Genomic DNA, 17634 nt, shown 5'->3' on the forward strand with positions numbered 1-17634 from the left:
GGTCAGCTCCGTTCCCCTGCGGCGGCGCGGACCAGGGCCGCCCGCGTCGGCGCAGGGGTGGGCGCCGCGGGCACGTGGACGGCGTCGCGCACGCGGGCGCGGAACCCTTCGTCGTCGAACACGGCGGCGGGCGTCGCCAGGCCCATCAGCACCCTGGTCAGGCCGCGCCACACCACCGGGTCCGTCGCGGCGGCCATGCCGATCGTCCGCAGCGCCGGTCTGCCGCCGTGCCCGACGGGCGCCGGTGCGGGCGGTGCGCCCGTGACCGCGGCGCGCCAGCGGGCGATGCGCTCCCGGTCGTCCTCGGTCGCCTGGAGGTACCACGGCAGCAGCAGGTCGCGGGCCGTCGCGGCGGCCGCCCGGCTCTGCGCGGGTCCGGGGTCCGGGTGCGCGTCGAGCAGGTCGACCAGCTCGAACGCGTGCGCCAGCGCCAGGGACACGCCCCGCCCGAACAGCGGGTTGGTGACGCCCGCCGCGTCACCGACGCCGAACAGCCCGGCGAGCGGCTGCTCCGGCGAGACCACGTGGCCGCGCAGCACGTTGGGCCGGGTGCTGATGGCGTGCACCGGGGAGATCGGGTCGGCGACGCCGTCGGCGAGCCAAGGTCCGAGGCCGGGGGTCGACGCGGCGACGGAGGTGAACGCGGCCGGGTCGCGCAGTTCCCGCATCGCGTCGTCGTCGGGCAGCACGGCCAGGGCGATGGAGAACGTGCCGCCGTCGCCGGGGTGCAGCACGCCCGCGTAGTGGTCGCCGACCACGCCCGCCGCGTTGCCCCGGTTGAGCGGGCCGGGGGCGTCGGTGCCGCGCAGCCGGTAGAAGCGGGAGTAGCCGCGGATGTCGGTCGGGCTGGTCAGGTCGGCGGCCACGGGGTGCCCGGCGATCCGCAGCCACGACCTGCTCGCCGCTCGCCACCCGGTCGCGTCGACCACGACGTCGGCCGCGATCCGGTCGCCGTCGTCGGTGGTCACGCCGGTGGCCCGCCGCCCGGCCCGGTCCACCAGCAGGGCCTCGACCTTCAGCCCGTACCGGACCTGCACCCGCGGCTGGTCGAGCACCGCGCGGTGCAGCACCAGTTCCAGCGTCGTGCGGCGGCAGGCCAGGGCGACCAGTTCGGCGTCGTCCGCTTCGGGTTCGTCGGCGACACCGGGCGGTCGGGCGGTGAGCAGGTCGAGCAGCTGGGCGCCCGCGGCCCGTGCGGCGGCGAGCACGTGCGGCGCCCTGGTGCGCAGGACCCGCACGCCCACCGAGGTCAGCGTGTGCGAGTGGGACGCCTGCGGCACCGACGGGCGCGCCCACCGCCCGACCGCGTCCGCCACCGGCCCGTCCGGTGGTGGACCGTCCCGTTCGACCACGATGACGCGGTGCCCGCGCAGGCTCGCGGCGAGTGCGGTCGCGAGGCCCGCGATGCTGGCCCCCGCGACGACGACTGTGGACATCGATCCCCCCAAGGACGACGTGGTGGACGGACGCGGTCAGTTCGCGCGGCGCCTGCCGTGGACGAAGAACACCCGTCGGACGTCGGTCACCGAGCGCGGCGGCACGGGGTCGGGCCACCGGCCGTAGTCGGCCTCGGGCTCACCGGGCTGCACCGCCCGCGCGGTGATGCCGTACTGGTCGAACAGCGCCTCCGGCTCGTCGGTGCCGAACAGCCACGGGCAGCCCCAGCCCGCGAACACGTCGAGCAGGCCGGCCATGTTCGGCAGGGTCAGCGCGGCGGCGTTGACGACGTCGGCGGCCACCAGGCTGCCCGGCGCGGTCAGCGCGCGGACCCGGTCGAGCACCCGGTGCACGTCGGGCTCGGGCACGTAGTAGAGCAACCCCTCCAGCAGCCACACCGACGGCAGGTCCGGCCGGTACCCGGCGGCGACGAGGTCCGCGCCCCAGTCCTCGGTGACCATGTCGGTGGCGACCAGACGCCGGTCCACGACCGGTCGTGCGTCGCCGAGCCGTTCCTCCTTGAACGCGAGCACGGCCGGCCGGTCGACCTCGAACAGGCGCACGTGCTCGGGCCAGGTCAGCCGGTAGGCGCGGGTGTCCATCCCGGTGGGCGCCACCACGACCTGGGTCATCGTCGGGTCGGACGCCGCCTCGGTGAGGAAGTCGTCGAAGAACCGGGTGCGGATCGCGTTGTAGTCCGGCGTGCTGGGCAGCGTCCGGACCGACCCGTCGGACGGGAACGTCACCCGCCGCACCTCGGCCAGCAACTCGGGCCCGATCTGCCCGGACAACATCGCCGCGTACGGGTCGTGGTAGAGCCGGTCGGAGCGGAGGCTCTCCGCGGCCCGCAGCGCCGCGGTCAGCAACGCGGTCCGTTCGACGGCGGCCAGAAGATCGCTCACTTGCCTTCCTCTCCTGTCAGTTGCCGCCAGAGCTGTGGGTCCTGGCGGAAGAGCCGGTCCTTCACCTGGGTCGGGCGCACACCGCGGCTGACGGTCTCCTGCCAGTCCCGGGCGAAGGCGTCGGTGTCGACCGGCAGCACGCGGGGTGCGCCGAGCGCGCCGGTGTCCCGGGCGGACCGGTAACCCTCGGAGCGGCTCGCCAGCCCGGCGTCCAGCAGGGCCGCGAAGCGGTCCACTTCGGTCGGGTGCCACGGCGATCGGGTGGCCACCGCGAAGTCGTAGCGGCGCGTCCCGCCCGCGGGATCGGTCACCCGGCACGCGGCGTTGCCGACCTCCAGACCGGTGCCGCCCGATGCCGCGGCCAGCGCGCGGATCACCTGCACGTCGCGCAGCCGCTCGCCCGCGAAGTCCGAGCGGGTGGCCCGGCCCGCGTACTCGACCCTGGGCACGCCGCCCACGCGGTCGACCACGTGCACCACGTCGCCCACCGCGTACCGGTACAGGCCGCCGACGTGGCTGAAGACCACGTGGTAGTCACGGCCCGGTTCGAGCTCGTGCTGGTCGAGCGTGGCCACGTCGGGCCCCAGGTCGAGGTCGGCGTCCACGAACTCGTAGGCAGAGGCGGTCACCACCAGGCTGCCCGCCGTCCGGTGCCGGTCCAGCGCCACGCCGACCGGGCCCTCGGAGGCGGCGACCGGGGCGGGCAGCAGCGTCACGCCCGCGCCGAACTGCTCGCGCAGCCGGGGCAGGTACAGCGAGGCCAGGCCGGTGGTCCAGCAGAAGATCACCCGCATGTTCGGCCACACCAGGCTGGGCCGGACCGTCCCGGCGTACTCGGCCAGGCGGGACAGCTCGGCGGCGCGCGCGGGGTTGGGAGAGCGGTGCCGGACGCCGCCCAGGGTGCCGTCGTGGACCTCCTCGAGGATCCGGGGCCACCACTGGGTCAGCTGGTACGGCAGGGCGGCGACCATGGCCGGGTTGATGCCGATGACGCAGCGCACGTCGTGCTCGACGGCCAGCCGCAGCCGCAGGTAGGTCTTCTCCAGGTGGTCGTCCGCGGCCACCGGCACCGGCAGGGTCGCCCACGGTGCCGCGGTGCCGGGTTCGGCCGACAGCGGTTCCCCGAACTTCGTGCCGAAGTCGACCTGGCTGGCGCCGACGTGGGCGTGCCCGGACGCCGTGGTCGGCGGTGCGGACAACGGGTCGTGCTTGAGGTTCAGCACCCGGTCCGGCGCGGTCAGCACATCCGGGAAATGTTCGGCGAGCGGCGCCCACGCGGCGTAGTAGAACGGGAAGAACGTGGTCTTCATGAATCGCGGGGTGACCGGTATCTTCTTGTGCGCTCCGGTACTCCCGCTGCTGGTGAAGTACACCGCCGGGTCGTCGGCGGTGAGCACGTTCCGGTCACCGTTCGCCATTCGTTCGATCCACGGCGACAGTGCCGCGTAGTCCGCGACGGGAACGGCTTTGCGGAATTCGTCCATGGTGCGGATGCGGCCGAAGTCGTGGGCCCGGCCGAATTCCGTTCCGGCGTTGAAGTCGAGCAGGTCGGCTAACACCCGGTGCTGTTGTTCCCGGGCGTCGGGAAATGCGTCGAGGAGGTTGTCCCGTTCCGCGAAGACGCGGGCCCGGTATTGGCTGAGTCGGTGGTCGGCTTCGCTCATGCGACAAGACCTTCCGGACGATGTCGGCGGTGTGGGCTCGTCGCGCAGGTCGGCCTGGAATGCGGAATGACGCTTCGTCGACCCTTCGTTGTGGTCGAGCCGGTTCGTCACGGTGCCCGCGCCATTGCGTGACCAAGCGGTGTCCTGATCGACGTCAGTTACACCAAGCTACGCGGATGGGGGAACGACCGCCACCATGTGGACATGGCGTGTTCGGGCGTGCCGGTCACCGGGTCCGCTGTTCCCCCGCACAAGCCATAACAAAAGCGCATGGCACTCATTCGGCATTCACTCGAATACTTCGGAATCCCGCACCGATCCACCCAATTCCGGCGAATCGCCCTCGTGTCGGTTCGGTGAGGCGGCGACTGCCTTGTTTATCCGGGATGCCGGAGTCGTTCGTCACCGTGACGAAAAGTCCTGGCGTTGATTCGATCCGATCACCACGGGCCTGTCGGCGGCCGTTCCGGCGTCGTCATCGGGCGAGTGCGTCGGTTCGCAGCCGGATGTCGGTCTCCACGCCCGCGAACCGCGCCAACCGTGCCCCCTCGGCCTCCACGTCGGCCCGTTGGGCGGGTGTCAGCGGCCGGAACAGGTCGATGTCCAGGCCGGTCGGGGTGGTCTTCCAGATGCCGTGCACCACGCCGTCGACCAGCAGCGTCGGCTTGCCGCCGATGACGATCCCCCGCCGGTAGTCCTCGTCGGAGATCACGCGGGTGCGGTCGTCGTGGCCGAGCAGGATGTTGTCGAACTCGGGCAGGAACCGGGCCGGGGCGGGTGTGTCCGGGTCGGGCAGTGGGCCGTCGTGCACGTCGTAGAGCACGCGTCCGCGTTCGTCGGCGAACACCCGCAGGTCCATGCGTTCCACGACGGTCCTGAGCCGGGTCATGCCCGACCAGGTCTGCAGGTCCTTGACCGAGGCGGGGCCGAACGCGGCCAGGTAGCGGCGCACGAAGTCCTCGACGGGCGCGACCGGCGTGGTGTGGGGCAGCCAGTTCGCGGCGGTCGTCCAGGCCGCGGGCCCGGACCGTCCCCACAGGGCGCGCGGCGGCACCTGGACGGTCGGGACGAGCATGCCGGCGGCGTAGCCGAGGGCCGTGGCGTCGTGTTCGGGCCAACGCGGTCCGAGCAGGTCGCTCAACTCGCGGCGGGTGCGGGGCCGTTCCTCCATCAGCGCGGTCGCGGCGGCGGTGAACGCGTCCACGTCGAGGCCGTCCAGGACGAACCCGAACGGCGAGGAGCCGAACCGGCGGTGCAGGAACGGCCGGAACAGCGGCTCGAACCGGCCGTGGTCGGCGGCGCTGACGAGGTGGATGGTGGCGCGGTGCAGCGAGGCGCGCACGACCTGCCGCCCTTCCAGCAGCGCCACCAGTTCGGCCGCGCGGAAGTCCCGCACCCGCGACCACAGGCCGTAGTACGGGGAGAACGGTTCCTGTGCCTGGATCCCGGCCAGGTGCTCGACGACCTCGATCGCCGTGAGGTCGGCGCGGTCGAGCAGCAGTTGGCGGTGCAGCGTGGCCCGGTTCAGCTCTCGCGTGGTCAGTACGCGCGTGTCGTTCACCGAGCCACGGTATCCACCATCGCGGACAGATACGGTCCGCGATCGACGGTCAGGTGCGGGTGTTGATCTCCCGCCGCAGCGCGACCGCGTCGGTCCGGACCTGTCCGGGTGCCTCGCGGTCGATCAGGGCGCGGCGCATGAGGTCGGCGATCGCGGGCATGTCGGCGGGGACGAAACCGCGGCGGGTGATCTCCTGGGTGCCGATGCGCAGGCCGCGCAGACCTTCGTCGATGCGCTGCCACGGCAGGCCGATGCCGCTGAGGTAGACACCCGCCTCGCCGAGCAGCACGGCCGCCGCGTCGCCGCCGCCGATGCCGAGGGCGTCGACGGCCAGGTGGTGGGAGCGGGTGAACACGCCGTCGTGGCGGGCCACGTCGAAACCGCGGTCGAACAGGGCCGCGCCGAGGGCCTGGGCGTTGGCCACGCAGGCGGTGGCGTAGTCCGGGCCGTGTTCGGCGAGTTCGGCGGCGGTGACGGCGAGCGCGCCGAGCCGTCCGGCGTCGTAGTTGGCGAGCATCCCGGGGTAGGCGACGGTGGAGACGCGTTCCGCCAGGTCGGGGTCGCGGGTGACGACGCATCCACCGGAGGGGCCGCCGAACGACTTGTAGGTGGAGAACGTCATCAGGTGCGCGCCCTCGTGCAGGGGCCGCTGAAACACCTTGCCGGCGACGAGCCCGGCCATGTGGGAGGCGTCGTAGACGAGGATGGCGCCGACCTCGTCCGCCGCCGCGCGCACCGCCGCCACGTCGTGCGGGAACAGCATCAGGCTCGCGCCGATGACCACGATCCGCGGCCGGTGCACGCGCAGGAACCCGGGCAGCCTCCCGTAGTCGATGTCGAGTTCGTCGGGCAGGTAGGGCAGGTCGACCACGGTGAGGCCGCGGATCGCGGGCACGCCCTGGGCGTGGTGGCTGGCGTGGCCGCCGGCGAACTCCGGCAGCACCGCGATCTTGTCGCCGGCGCGGGCGAACGCGGTGTAGACGGCGAGGTTCGCGAGCGTGGCGCTCTGGAGCCGGACTTCGGCGAACCGGCCCTCCATGAGGGACGCGACGAGCATCGGCGCGAGGACTTCGAGGGTGTCCAGGTGGTCCAGGCCCACCTGGTACTTCTCGCCGGGCCAGCCCATGCTCGGCCGGCTGGACACGGTGGTGGCGACGGCCGCCGCGGCGGCGGGGCTGAGCACGTTGGTGCCCGCGTAGAGCACGATCCCCTCGTCGTCGACCTGGACGGCGTGTGCTTCGAGGGCTTTGCGCACGGTGGCCGCGACACCGGCGGCGGTCAGGTCGGCGGAGACGGCGGCTTCGACCTCGGCGAGCCTGCGCTGCGCCTGCGGGGAGGCCCAGGGGGCGATCCGGCTGTTCGTCACGGTCGAGAACGCTAGGGCGTCGGCATCGGGTGGGGCGACCGTCGGGCGACTGGAGTTGTTCCTACAGTTGTCGGAATGCAGGAGCTGCTGGACGAGCTGTCCCGCGTGCTGGGCCGCGGTGTGTCGGTGGACGACGTGGCGGGACGGGTCGTCGCGCACAGCGCCCAGACCGACGATGTCGACCAGGCGCGGGTGCGCGCGATCCTGACCCGGCGCGTGCCGGCGGACGTCGCGGCGTGGCAGGAGCTGCACGGCATCGCGACCGCGACGGGGCCGGTGCGGGTGCCGGGGAACCCGGCGTTGGGGTTCCAGCAGCGGGTCGGGTTCCCGTTGCGGCACAAGGGGGTTCTGGTCGGCTACCTGTGGGTGCTCGGCGAGCCGCCGGACGTCGACATCAGCGGGCGGTTGCCGGCGTTGGCGGCGCAGGTGCCGGCCGGTGAGCGGACGCCGGTGCGGGTGGTGGTGGCGTTGGAGCCCCGGGTGGTGCGCACGGTGCCCGCCGGTGATCCCCTGCCGGAGTTGCCGGGGTACGTCGGGGTGAGCGATCCGCACCCGCCCGACCGGGCCGGCGCGGCGTACCAGCAGGCGTTGGCGGCGGCGGAGTTGGCGCGGCTGGACCCGGCGCTGCCCGATCGGGCGCGGTGGTCGGAGCTGGGTGCTTACCGGCTGTTGTTGGGCGCGGAGCCGGACGAGGTGCTGTCCGGGTTGTCGGACGTGCTGCTGCGGACGTTGGAGGTGTACCTGGACTCGGGGTGCGACGCGCGGGCCACCTCGGAACAGCTGCACCTGCACCGCACCAGCCTGTACTACCGGTTGGGCCGGATCGCCGCGCTGACCGGCCGCGACCTGGCCGACGGCGGGGCGCGGCTGGAGCTGCACCTGGCGCTCAAGCTCGTCCGGCTGGCGCGGCGCCCGTAGTCGGCGGTGTGCTCCCGAGGTGGGCCTCGCCGAAGCGCATCCGTTTCGCCCGGATTCACGATAGGGTGATCGACTTCTCTGACCGACGTCAAGGAGTGATGTGCCCGACGACCTCGGCATGCTGCTGTACCTGCCGTACCGCGAACTGGAGAACCGGGTGTTCGCCGCGTTGGCGGAGGCGGGTTTCGACGACGTGACGCCCGCGCAGGCGCGGGTGTTCCAGCGGATCGGCCGCAACGGGTCGCGGCTGACCGAGCTGGCGGAGGCCGCGCGGATCACCAAGCAGACCGCCGGTTTCCTCGTCGACCAGCTCGAACGCGCCGGTTACGTGGAGCGCACCCCCGATCCGACCGACGCGCGGGCCCGGCTGGTCCGGATTGCCGAACGCGGGCTGCGGGCGATCCCGGTCGGCCTGGCCGCGATCGCCGAGGTGGAGCGGGAGTGGACCGCGCACCTGGGTCAGCGGCGGATGGCGGCGCTGCGCGACGCGTTGACCAGGCTGCGCGAGATCACAGACCCCAACCTGTTGTAGCGCCGGCCTCAACGTCCCGGCCTCAACGCGGTCGCACGGGGTACCTCAGGTGGGTGGCGCGCGAGCCCGGGATGACGACCGGGTCGTCGAACCGGTGGGGTGCGCGGGTCAGGTTGGCGAAGTAGGGGATGCCCTCGCCCAACAGCACGGGCACCAGGCTGACGTCGACCTCGTCGACGAGACCGAGGTCCAGTGCCTGCCGGGCGATGTCCGCGCTGGCGATCGTGACGTCCTTCCCGCCGGCGATCCGCCTGGCCTGCGCGATCCCCTCCTCCACGCCGGTGACGAAGGTGATCGTCTTCCACTTGTCGGCGTCCTCGGGTGGACGGTGGGTCACCACGACCACGGGGGCGCCCACCGGGTGGCTGTCGTCCCAGCCGTTGGTGATGTCGAACAGGCGACGTCCGCACACGAGGGCACCGGTGTTCGCGAGGAATTCGCGCAGCAACGCGGCGCTGTTCTCGTCGACCTTGAACGACACGCCTTCATGGCGACTCGGCACGGTCACGTCGCCCACCTCGTACCAGGCGAACAGCTCGGCGATGCCGTCCTGCGGGTCGGCGATGAACCCGTCGAGCGACATCGTCATGTGCGTGAAGACCTTGCCCATGGTCGACCTCCTGCCGGTGGCGTCGGTACGGAGTAGAACGTCCACCGGCGACGAAACTCATCGCCGCCCTTTCGGGTGAATCGGTCGGGTGAACCGGTGGGCCCTACGACGACAGGAACCGGTCGAGGACGCGGGCGCCGAAGCGCAGGCCTTCCACGGGCACGCGTTCGTCCACGCCGTGCGGCATGGCCCGGTAGTCGTAGCCGGGCGGCAGGGTCAGCGGCGAGAAGCCGTAGCAGTCGATGCCCAGCCGGCTGAACGCCTTGGCGTCGGTGCCGCCGCCCATGCAGTAGGGCACGACCACGGCCTCGGGGTCCTCCGCGCGCAGCGCCGCGGCCATCGCGTCGAACCACGGCGAGTCGATCGGGGCCTGCACGGGCGGTTCGTCGGCGATGAACTCGCGCCGCACGTCTGCGCCCAGCGCGATGTCGATCGCGGCCAGGAGTTCGTCCACGGTGCCGGGCAGGGTGCGCACGTCGATCTCGGCGGTGGCGCTGCCGGGGATCACGTTCACCTTGTACCCGGCCTTGAGCACGGTGGGCGTGGTGCTGTTGCGAATGGTGTTCTCGACCAGCCGTGCGGCGGGTCCGAACCGCGCCACGGTGCCGTCCACGTCGGACAGGTCGACCGGGACGTCGAGCGCCGCGCCGACCTGCTCGATGAACGCCCGCACGGTGGGGGTGAGCCGCACGGGGTGCTCGATGGCGGCGACGCGGGCGAGTGCGCCGAGCAGCTTGACCACGGCGTTGTCCTCGTTGCGCCGCGATCCGTGCCCGGCGCGCCCGGTGGCGGTGAGCCGCAGGTGGGAGGTGCCGCGTTCGGCGGTGCCGATGGGGTAGATGCGGTGGTCGCCGACCGGGTAGGAGTAGCCGCCGGACTCGCTGATCGCGGTGGCGCAGCCGGCGAAGAAGTCCGCGTGGTGCTCGACCAGCCACTGCGCGCCGAACTCGCCGCGGTCCTCCTCGTCGGCGACGAACGCGAGCACGATGTCGCGGCGCGGCCGTCGTCCCTCGCGCGACCAGGCGCCCAGCACGGCGAGCACCATGGCGACCATGTCCTTCATGTCGACCGCGCCGCGGCCCCACAGGTAGCCGTCGCGTTCGATCCCGGCGAACGGCGGCACGCTCCACTCGGCGGCGTCGGCGGGCACCACGTCCAGGTGTGCCTGCACGAGCAGCGCGGGCAGGTCCGGTTCGGTGCCGGGCACGCGGGCCAGCACGTTGCCGCGGCGTGGCGCGGGTTCGAGCAGGGTCGCGTGCACGCCGACGGCGTCCAGGTGCGCGGCGACGAACTCGGCGGCCTCCCGCTCACCGGCGGACTCGCCGCCGCCGTGGTTGGTGGTGTCGAACCGCAGCAGCGCGGCGCACAGGTCGACGACGTCCTCAGCCATAAATGCCCTCCACCGCGCCCGCCGCGATGGCGGTGACGACCTTGAACGCCTGCATCGCCAGGGTCATGGATGCGGCGTCGAACCCCACCCGGCGTGTTCCGACCTGCTCCACCGTAGGGACCACCGCCGCGGCGGCTGCCAGGTGGGTGGCGTCGAACTCGACTTCGACGCGGTGCGGGGCGACCGTGCCGGGCACGCGTCCGGCGCGGCCCATGGCGGTCCGGGCGGCGGTGGTGATCATCTCGGAGGTCACCCGGGGCGGTGCGCAGACGGCGGCGTAGCGGCTGACGCACTCCTTGACGGCGACGAGTTCGGCGTCGGGCGCGTAGTCGCGGGCATCGTCGCACGCCTTGTCGTCACCGGTCACCAGCAGCACGGGGACGCCGTGCTCGGCGGCCAGGGCGGCGTTGAGCCTGCCTTCGCTCGCGGGGACGCCGTCCAGCCACACGCCGGTGATGGAGTTCTCCAGGTAGGTGTGCGCGAGGACGCCCTCCTGGCCGGCGCCGGCGTGGTAGCCGAGGAACACCACGCCGTCCACGCCGGAGTCGATGCCCTGCATCATCGACAGCGGTTTGTGCCGTCCGGTGAGCAGGCGGGCCCTCGGGTCCAGGTCCTCCAGCAGGAGGTTGCGCTGGGACGAGTGGGCCTCGTTGACGAGCACGTCGGTCGCGCCGCCGGGGAAGGCCCCGGCCACGCAGGCGTTGACGTCACCGGTGAACAGCCGGCGGAACCGCTGCCACTGCTCGGTCTGCGGGACGACGTCGGCGGTCCAGGTGACCCCCGTCGCCCCTTCCATGTCCGCCGAGATCAAGATCCGCATGACGGTACCGTACCGAGTGATTGTCATTTCTTGACGCGCACGTCACCGTAGTGGTTACTTCTTGACTTCCACTCAGGGGCAGGAGGCGGTCACTGTGGGTATCCGACGGCTAGGTGCGGTCGCGGCGGCGATGGCATTGGTGGTGTTGCTGTCACCGACACCGGCGCACGCGCAACAGACGGTCACACTCAGAGTGGCGATCATCCAGCAGGTCGACTCGCTCAACCCGTTCCTGTCGATCACCCAGGCGGGCACCGAGGTCGGCAAGCTGATGTACGACTACCTGACCGCCTACGACGTCACCGACCAGCACCCGGTGGAGGGCCTGGCCGACAAGTGGGAGTCCTCACCGGACCGGCTCACCTGGACGTTCCACGTGCCCGAGGGCAAGAAGTGGACCGACGGACAGCCGATCACCGCCAAGGACGCGGCGTTCACCTACAACCTGATGATGCGCGACGAGGTCGCCGGCACCGCCAACGGCAGCTTCACCGCCGACTTCGAGTCGGTGACCGCGACCGACGACCGCACGCTGGTGATCAGGACCAAGCAGCCGCAGGCCACCATGCTGGCGCTGGACGTGCCGATCGTGCCCGAGCACGTGTGGTCGAAGGTCACCGACATCGGCGAGTACCGCAACGACGAGGGCCCCGTGGTGGGCAGCGGGCCGTTCGTCCTCACCGAGTACCGGGCCAACGAGTTCATCCGGCTCAAGGCGAACAAGGACTACTGGCGCGGCGCGCCCGGGTACGACGAGCTGACGTTCGTCTACTACAAGACCGCCGACGCCGCGGTGCAGGCGTTGGGCAAGGGCGAGGTCGACCTGGTCAACCGGATGGGCCCGGCGCAGTTCGACTCGCTCAAGGACAAGCCCGGCGTCACCCGCAACCAGGCGCAGGGCCGCCGCTTCAACGAGATCGTGATCAACTCCGGGGCCGCGACCCGCGCCGGTGAGCCGATCGGCGACGGGCACCCGGCGCTGAGGGACGTCGTGGTGCGGCGGGCCATCGCCAAGTCGCTGGACCTCGACGAGATCATCGCCAAGGTCAACGGCGGCTACGCGCAGCGCGGCACCGGCCCGATCCCCCCGGTGTTCGCCGACTACCACCTCACCCCCGAGCCCGCGTACGAATACGACCCGGCCGCCGCGAACGCCGACCTGGACCAGGCCGGGTACGCGCGCGGCGCCGACGGCATCCGCGTCTCGCCGCAGGGCAGGCGGATGGAACTGCGGCTGATCGGGCACGCCAGCCGTGCCTACGACGAGCAGACCGGCGAGTTCGTCAAGCGGTCGCTGGCCGACCTCGGCATCGTGGTGGACGTGCAGATCGTGTCGGACAACCAGCTCGACGAGGCCGGCACCGGCGGCATGTTCGACCTGCAGTTCTCCGGCTGGGGCACCAACCCCGACCCGGACTTCATCCTGTCGCTGCACACGTGCGGCCAGCGGCCCAACGCCGACGGCAAGGGCGGCACCACCGACACGTTCTTCTGCGACGCCGAGTACGACGCCCTCTACGCCCAGCAGCGCGCGGAGTTCGACCCGGCCAAGCGCAGGGAGCTGGTCGAGAAGATGCAGCAGCGGTTCTACGACCAGGTGCCCGCGGTGGTGCTGGGTTACGACAACGCGCTGGAGGCCTACCGCAGCGACAAGTTCGCCTCGTTCCCGGTGCAGCCCGACCCCGGCGGCGTGATCATGGCGCAGAACGGCGTGTGGGGGTACTACGGCGCGGTGCCGGTCGCGTCGGCCGGGCAGGCGTCCGGGTCGAAGACCGGCCTGGTGGTGGGTGTGGTCGGCGGTGCGCTGGTCGTGCTCGTCGGCGGCGCGTGGCTGATGGGGCGCAGGCGTGGGCTGCGCGCGGAGGAGCGCGAGTGATCAGGCACCTCGCGGGCAAGGTCGGCGGCGCGCTGGTCAGCCTGCTGTTCGTGGTGGCGCTGGGGTTCCTGCTGTTCCGGGTGATCCCCGGCGACCCCGTGGTGGCCATGACCAGGGGCCGGCCGGTGACCGGCGACCAGCTCGCCGAGCTGCGCGTGCGGCTGGGCGTGGACAAGCCGCTGGGCGAGCAGTTCGTGGACTACCTGTCCGGGATGGTGCGCGGCGATCTCGGCACGTCCCACGTCTACAGCCGGCCGGTGCTGGAGCTGATCGGCGAACGGCTGTGGCCGACGGTGCTGCTGGTGGGCACCTCGACCGTGCTGGCCGTCGTGCTCGGGTTGTGGCTCGGGATCCGGGGCGCGTGGCGGCGGGGGTCGCGGTCGGACCGGATCTCGACCGGGCTCGCGCTGGCGCAGTGGGCGATGCCCACGTTCTGGCTGGGCATGCTGCTGTCGTTGGCGACCGGGGACCTGTTCCCCAGCGGCGGCATGCGCTACCCGGACACGCCGCCGGACTTCCTGTCCCAGGCGTTGGACGTCGCGCACCACATGGTGCTGCCGTGCCTGACCCTGATCGCGGTGGTCTACGCGCAGTACCTGCTGGTGATGCGGTCCTCGCTGCTGGAGGAGATGCACGCGGACTACCTGACCACGGCCCGCGCCAAGGGGTTGCGCGACGACCTGGTGCGGCGTCGGCACGCGGTGCCCAACGCGCTGCTGCCGACCGTGACGCTGGTGTTCCTGCACCTGGGGCTGGTGGTGTCGGGCGCGATCACGGTGGAGACGGTGTTCTCCTGGCCGGGGTTGGGCCTGCTCACCTACGAGGCGCTGACCGGGCCGGACCTGCCGCTGCTGCAGGGCACGTTCGTGGTGCTGGCTGGCGCGGTGATCACCATGAACGTGTTCGCGGACCTGCTGTACCGGGTCCTGGACCCGAGGGTGCGTGCGTCATGACGACGATCGCGTGGCAACGGCGCCGGGCCACGGTGCGGGCGACGTGGCGGGAGTTCGCCTCCCAGCGCGGCGGTCTGGTCGGGCTGATCGGGTTGGCCGTGATCACGGTGCTGGCGGTGCTGGCGCCGCTGGTGACCGACGCGTCGGGGCTGGACGTGACGCGGGCGACCGCGGCGCCGTGGCGGCCACCGTCGGCGGAGTACTGGCTGGGCACCGACCACAACGGGCGCTCGGTGCTGCTGCTGACCTGGTGGGGCACCCGGATCTCGCTGGTCGTGGGGCTCGCGGCCACGGTGTTGTCGGTGCTGATCGGTACCGTGGTCGGGATCGCGGCGGCGCACTTCGGCGGCTGGGTGTCGGCGGTGCTGATGAGGTTCACCGATTTCTTCCTGGTGCTGCCGTCGCTGGTGCTGGCGATCGCGCTGTCGACCGTGCTGCCCCGCGGTCTGGGCACGATCGTGCTGGCGATCGGCGTGACGTCGTGGCCCGCGACGGCGCGGCTGGTGCGGGCGCAGACGCTGGCGGTGGAGGCGCGTCCGTTCATCGAGCGCGCCCGCGCGCTGGGCGGCGGGCACGGGCACGTGATCGGCCGGCACGTGCTGCCCGCGGTGCTGCCGCTGGTGTTCGTGAACACGACGTTGACGGTGGCCAGCGCGATCGTGTTGGAGTCGACCCTGTCGTTCCTGGGGCTGGGCGACCCGACGCGGGTGTCGTGGGGGTCGCTGCTGCACGCGGCGAACATGCACGGCGCGGTGTCGCAGCGGGCGTGGTGGTTCCTGGTGCCGCCGGGACTGGGCGTGGTGTGCGTGGTGCTGGCGTTCACGCTGTGCGGGCGGGCGCTGGAGACGGTGCTCAACCCGCGGCTGAAGGGGGAGCGATGAGCCTGCTGGAGCTGCGCGATCTGAGCGTGCACTACCGGGGCGCGCGCGGCGAGGTGGCGGCCGTGCGGTCGGTCTCGCTCGGCTTGGAGGCCGGGCAGACGCTGGGGTTGGCGGGGGAGTCCGGGTGCGGCAAGTCGACCGTGGCCATGTCGGTGCTGCGGCTGCTGCCGCGCAACGCCCGCGTCGAGGGCCAGGTGCTGCTCGACGGCGAGGACGTGCAGGGCATGTCGTGGGGACGGCTGCGCACGGTGCGGTGGGCGGCGGCGTCGGTGGTGTTCCAGGGTGCGATGCACGCGTTGAACCCGGTGCACCGGGTGGGTGATCAGATCGCCGAGCCGATGCGGCTGCACGGCGTGAGCGGCTCGGTGTCGGACCTGCTGGGCCAGGTGGAGCTGCCCGCGCGTGCGGCGCGGGCCTATCCGCACGAGCTGTCCGGCGGGCAGAAGCAGCGGGTGATGATCGCGATGGCGTTGGCGTGCGCGCCGCGGTTGGTCATCGCGGACGAGCCGACCACGGCGCTGGACGTGGTGGTGCAGGCGCAGGTGCTCGACGTGCTGAAGCGGCTGGTGTCCGAGCGCGGCATCGGGTTGGTGATGATCAGCCACGACCTGTCGGTGCTGGCGTCGACGTGCGACCGGCTGGCCGTGATGCGGTACGGCCAGATCGTGGAGGAGGGCCCGGCACGCGAGGTGATCGCCTCGCCGACCCACCCGCACACGCAGGCGTTGGCGGCGGCGTTCCCGACGGTCGGTGATCCGGCGTCGCGGCAGGTCACGGCGGAGGACGCGGCCGACGGTCCGGTGCTGCTGCGCGCGGAGGGCGTGCGCGTGGACTACGGCGCGACGAAAGCCGTGGCGGGGGTGGACCTGGAGGTGCGGGCGGGGGAGATCGTCGCGCTGGTCGGCCAGTCCGGTTCGGGCAAGACCACGCTCGCCCGGACCCTGCTCGGCCTGCAACGCCCCACCGCCGGCCGGGTGCTGTTCGAGGGCACCGAACTCCCCCGCTCGTCGTCGGGCCTGCGCGCCTACCGCCGGCAGGTGCAACTGGTGTTGCAGGACCCGACCAGCGCGCTCAACCCACGGCACTCGGTGTACGAGGCCGTCGCCGAGGGCCTGCGCATCCACCGGATCGAGGGCGACGAGCCGACCCTGGTCGCCGAGGCGTTGTCCCACGCGGAACTGCGCCCACCGGAACTGTTCTTCCCGTCCCTGCCGCACGAACTGTCCGGCGGGCAACGCCAACGCGTGGTGATCGCCGGCGCGCTGGCGCTGGGACCGCGGCTGCTGATCGCCGACGAGCCGGTGGCGTCGCTGGACGCCTCCGTGCGCGGCGAGATCCTGGCGCTGCTGCTGCGGCTGCGCCGCGAACTGGGCCTGGCCGCCCTGGTCATCACGCACGACCTCGGTCTGGCGTGGACGATCGCCGACCGGGTCGCGGTGATGTACCAGGGCGAGTTGGTCGAGCAGGGCACGGTGGAGCAGGTGCTGCTGTCACCGCGGCACGACTACACCCGCACCCTGCTCGCCGCCGTGCCTCAGGACCAGCGCAGCACCCGGCCGAACTGGACCAGCTCGCCGTAGAACTCCGGGCGGCGCGTCCCGAGCGCGAGGTCGAGCAGCGGTTCCGCGGCCTCGGCCGGGCTGGCCGCGCCGCTCATGTCGGCGAACCAGGGCCGGGAGGCGTCGGTGTCGACCAGGCCGGGGCAGACGGCGGCGACGAGCGTGCCGGTGGCCGAGTCCGCCTCACGGCGTTCGGCGGCCACCGCGCGCACGGCGGCGACCTGGCCGATCTTGGACGGGATGTTGATCCAGTCCGGCCAGCCCTGACCGGCTGCCGTCCCGTCGAGCACGGCGTCCCGCCACGCGAGCATCGTGGCGTCGACGTCGTCGAGGGACTTCGCGGCGAAGCGCTCGTGCAGGTGCCGCGGCAGCTGCCGCACGGTGCCGAAGGAGCTGGCCACGACCAGCAGCGCGCCACCGGGCCGCAGCACCGGCCCGAACGCGCGCAGCATGTGTGTGGTGCCCAGGTTGTTGGTGTCCACGAACGGCCCGACCTGGTCGCTCGACGGGGCGCCGGGGGTCAGCCGTGCGGCGGCGTTGGACAGCACGACGTCCACGCCGCCGTGGCGTTCGCGCAGTTCGTCGGCGAACGCGGTGACGGCGTTCCCGTCGCGGACGTCCAGCACGTGGGTGCGGATCGTCTTGTGGTCGATCCTGGCTGCGGCCTCGGCGACACGCCCGGCGTCCCGGCCGGTGAGGTAGACGACGTCGGATGAGGTCGCGCGGCGCGCCAAACCCTCGGCGAGGGCGAAGCCCAGACCTTGGTTGGCGCCGGTGACGACGGAGATGCGGCTCATGCTCCCATGGTCGCGTGGGTGGAGGAACCGATCGGTTCCTCCACCGCGTGCTGCCGCGCGTCGAGCAGGTCGCCGGTGTGTTCCTCCGCCCACGCGGCCAGCGCGCGGACCGGCGTGAGCAGCGACCGGCCGAGGTCGGTCAGCTCGTGCCAGCCGTCGACGGTGGTCAGCAGGCCGTTGCCGCGCAGCCGGGCCAACGTCTGGGTGAGCATCTTGTTGCTGATGCCGCCGATGCGGTCGAGCAACTCCCCGTACCGCAGCGGCCCCTCGCCTAGGGCGACGACAACCACGACCGACCAGGTGTGCCCGACGACCTCCAGGGTCGTGCGGGCGGGGCAGTCGGCAAGGAACACGTCGTAGTCGCTCAC

The 17634-nt window shown here is 72.3% G+C and carries 16 protein-coding genes; 6 read left to right on the forward strand and 10 right to left on the reverse strand.

Features of this window, described 5'->3' with window-relative positions:
- Positions 1-2: 2 nt before the first annotated feature.
- The 5 genes from FM051_RS06470 to FM051_RS06490 all read right to left on the reverse strand — a co-directional run bounded on the left by FM051_RS06470 (position 3) and on the right by FM051_RS06490 (position 6930).
- Positions 3-1436, reverse strand: coding sequence for an FAD-dependent oxidoreductase (locus FM051_RS06470; protein WP_158841637.1), 1434 nt, complete (start codon positions 1434-1436; stop codon positions 3-5).
- Between the two features lie 36 nt (positions 1437-1472).
- Entirely contained in the window at positions 1473-2339 is an 867-nt protein-coding gene (locus tag FM051_RS06475) for an SAM-dependent methyltransferase (RefSeq protein WP_158841639.1), read from the reverse strand.
- Positions 2336-4003: a GH3 auxin-responsive promoter family protein gene (locus FM051_RS06480; protein WP_158841641.1), complete on the reverse strand. Its 1668-nt coding sequence runs from the start codon at positions 4001-4003 to the stop codon at positions 2336-2338. Before FM051_RS06480 ends, FM051_RS06475 begins: the two co-directional genes overlap by 4 nt.
- Before the next feature lie 475 nt (positions 4004-4478).
- Entirely contained in the window at positions 4479-5564 is a 1086-nt protein-coding gene (locus tag FM051_RS06485; RefSeq protein WP_238412172.1) for a winged helix DNA-binding domain-containing protein, read from the reverse strand.
- A 49-nt stretch (positions 5565-5613) separates the two neighbouring features.
- A complete protein-coding gene (locus tag FM051_RS06490) occupies positions 5614-6930 on the reverse strand; it encodes a serine hydroxymethyltransferase (protein WP_158841643.1) in 1317 nt (438 codons plus the stop codon).
- Between the two features lie 75 nt (positions 6931-7005).
- On the opposite strand from FM051_RS06490, the gene FM051_RS06495 reads away from it, so the two are divergent.
- Together FM051_RS06495 and FM051_RS06500 are read left to right on the forward strand one after the other, a co-directional pair.
- Positions 7006-7848 (forward strand): PucR family transcriptional regulator, encoded by an 843-nt coding sequence (locus FM051_RS06495; protein WP_158841645.1) that lies wholly within the window; start codon positions 7006-7008, stop codon positions 7846-7848.
- A gap of 100 nt (positions 7849-7948) precedes the next feature.
- Positions 7949-8380 carry a MarR family winged helix-turn-helix transcriptional regulator gene (locus FM051_RS06500; RefSeq protein WP_238412173.1) on the forward strand — a complete coding sequence of 144 codons (432 nt, stop codon included), beginning with the start codon at positions 7949-7951 and terminating at the stop codon, positions 8378-8380.
- Positions 8381-8402: 22 nt separating this feature from the next.
- On the opposite strand, the gene FM051_RS06505 is transcribed toward FM051_RS06500, so the two are convergent.
- The 3 genes from FM051_RS06505 to FM051_RS06515 form a co-directional block, all read right to left on the reverse strand.
- A complete protein-coding gene (locus FM051_RS06505) occupies positions 8403-8990 on the reverse strand; it encodes a dihydrofolate reductase family protein (RefSeq protein ID WP_158841646.1) in 588 nt (195 codons plus the stop codon).
- Positions 8991-9093: 103 nt separating this feature from the next.
- Entirely contained in the window at positions 9094-10380 is a 1287-nt protein-coding gene (locus FM051_RS06510; protein WP_158841648.1) for a M20/M25/M40 family metallo-hydrolase, read from the reverse strand.
- Entirely contained in the window at positions 10373-11200 is an 828-nt protein-coding gene (locus tag FM051_RS06515; protein ID WP_158841650.1) for a M55 family metallopeptidase, read from the reverse strand. The genes FM051_RS06510 and FM051_RS06515 overlap by 8 nt, the downstream gene beginning before the upstream one ends.
- 193 nt (positions 11201-11393) lie before the next feature.
- Here FM051_RS06515 and FM051_RS06520 point away from each other — a divergent pair, with 193 nt between their 5' ends.
- From FM051_RS06520 to nikE, 4 genes are read left to right on the forward strand one after another with little or no spacing between them, the layout of a single operon-like run.
- Positions 11394-13076 (forward strand): ABC transporter substrate-binding protein, encoded by a 1683-nt coding sequence (locus tag FM051_RS06520; RefSeq protein WP_238412174.1) that lies wholly within the window; start codon positions 11394-11396, stop codon positions 13074-13076.
- Complete coding sequence (locus FM051_RS06525) at positions 13028-14029, forward strand: ABC transporter permease (protein ID WP_158841652.1); 1002 nt, start codon at positions 13028-13030, stop codon at positions 14027-14029. Before FM051_RS06520 ends, FM051_RS06525 begins: the two co-directional genes overlap by 49 nt.
- Positions 14026-14910, forward strand: coding sequence for an ABC transporter permease (locus tag FM051_RS06530; RefSeq protein ID WP_158841654.1), 885 nt, complete (start codon positions 14026-14028; stop codon positions 14908-14910). The genes FM051_RS06525 and FM051_RS06530 overlap by 4 nt, the downstream gene beginning before the upstream one ends.
- Positions 14907-16490 carry a nickel ABC transporter ATP-binding protein NikE gene (gene nikE / locus FM051_RS06535; protein ID WP_158841656.1) on the forward strand — a complete coding sequence of 528 codons (1584 nt, stop codon included), beginning with the start codon at positions 14907-14909 and terminating at the stop codon, positions 16488-16490. Before FM051_RS06530 ends, nikE begins: the two co-directional genes overlap by 4 nt.
- On the opposite strand, the gene FM051_RS06540 is transcribed toward nikE, so the two are convergent.
- Both FM051_RS06540 and FM051_RS06545 read right to left on the reverse strand, forming a co-directional pair.
- The gene (locus tag FM051_RS06540) at positions 16445-17266 is read right to left on the reverse strand and encodes an SDR family oxidoreductase (RefSeq protein ID WP_158841658.1); all 822 of its coding nucleotides are present in this window, start codon (positions 17264-17266) and stop codon (positions 16445-16447) included. The genes nikE and FM051_RS06540 overlap by 46 nt on opposite strands.
- Positions 17263-17634 (reverse strand): winged helix-turn-helix transcriptional regulator, encoded by a 372-nt coding sequence (locus tag FM051_RS06545; protein ID WP_158841660.1) that lies wholly within the window; start codon positions 17632-17634, stop codon positions 17263-17265. The genes FM051_RS06540 and FM051_RS06545 overlap by 4 nt, the downstream gene beginning before the upstream one ends.

This window comes from Saccharothrix deserti (genome assembly GCF_009769385.1).
GTDB lineage: Bacteria > Actinomycetota > Actinomycetes > Mycobacteriales > Pseudonocardiaceae > Actinosynnema > Actinosynnema deserti.

Coding starts and splice junctions, on each gene's coding strand:
- FM051_RS06495 (WP_158841645.1), top strand. CDS start 7,006: ATGCAGGAGCTGCTGGACGAGCTGTCCCGCGTGCTGGGCCGCGGTGTG.
- FM051_RS06510 (WP_158841648.1), bottom strand. CDS start 10,380: ATGGCTGAGGACGTCGTCGACCTGTGCGCCGCGCTGCTGCGGTTCGAC.
- FM051_RS06505 (WP_158841646.1), bottom strand. CDS start 8,990: ATGGGCAAGGTCTTCACGCACATGACGATGTCGCTCGACGGGTTCATC.
- FM051_RS06480 (WP_158841641.1), bottom strand. CDS start 4,003: ATGAGCGAAGCCGACCACCGACTCAGCCAATACCGGGCCCGCGTCTTC.
- nikE (WP_158841656.1), top strand. CDS start 14,907: ATGAGCCTGCTGGAGCTGCGCGATCTGAGCGTGCACTACCGGGGCGCG.
- FM051_RS06530 (WP_158841654.1), top strand. CDS start 14,026: ATGACGACGATCGCGTGGCAACGGCGCCGGGCCACGGTGCGGGCGACG.
- FM051_RS06470 (WP_158841637.1), bottom strand. CDS start 1,436: ATGTCCACAGTCGTCGTCGCGGGGGCCAGCATCGCGGGCCTCGCGACC.
- FM051_RS06515 (WP_158841650.1), bottom strand. CDS start 11,200: ATGCGGATCTTGATCTCGGCGGACATGGAAGGGGCGACGGGGGTCACC.
- FM051_RS06540 (WP_158841658.1), bottom strand. CDS start 17,266: ATGAGCCGCATCTCCGTCGTCACCGGCGCCAACCAAGGTCTGGGCTTC.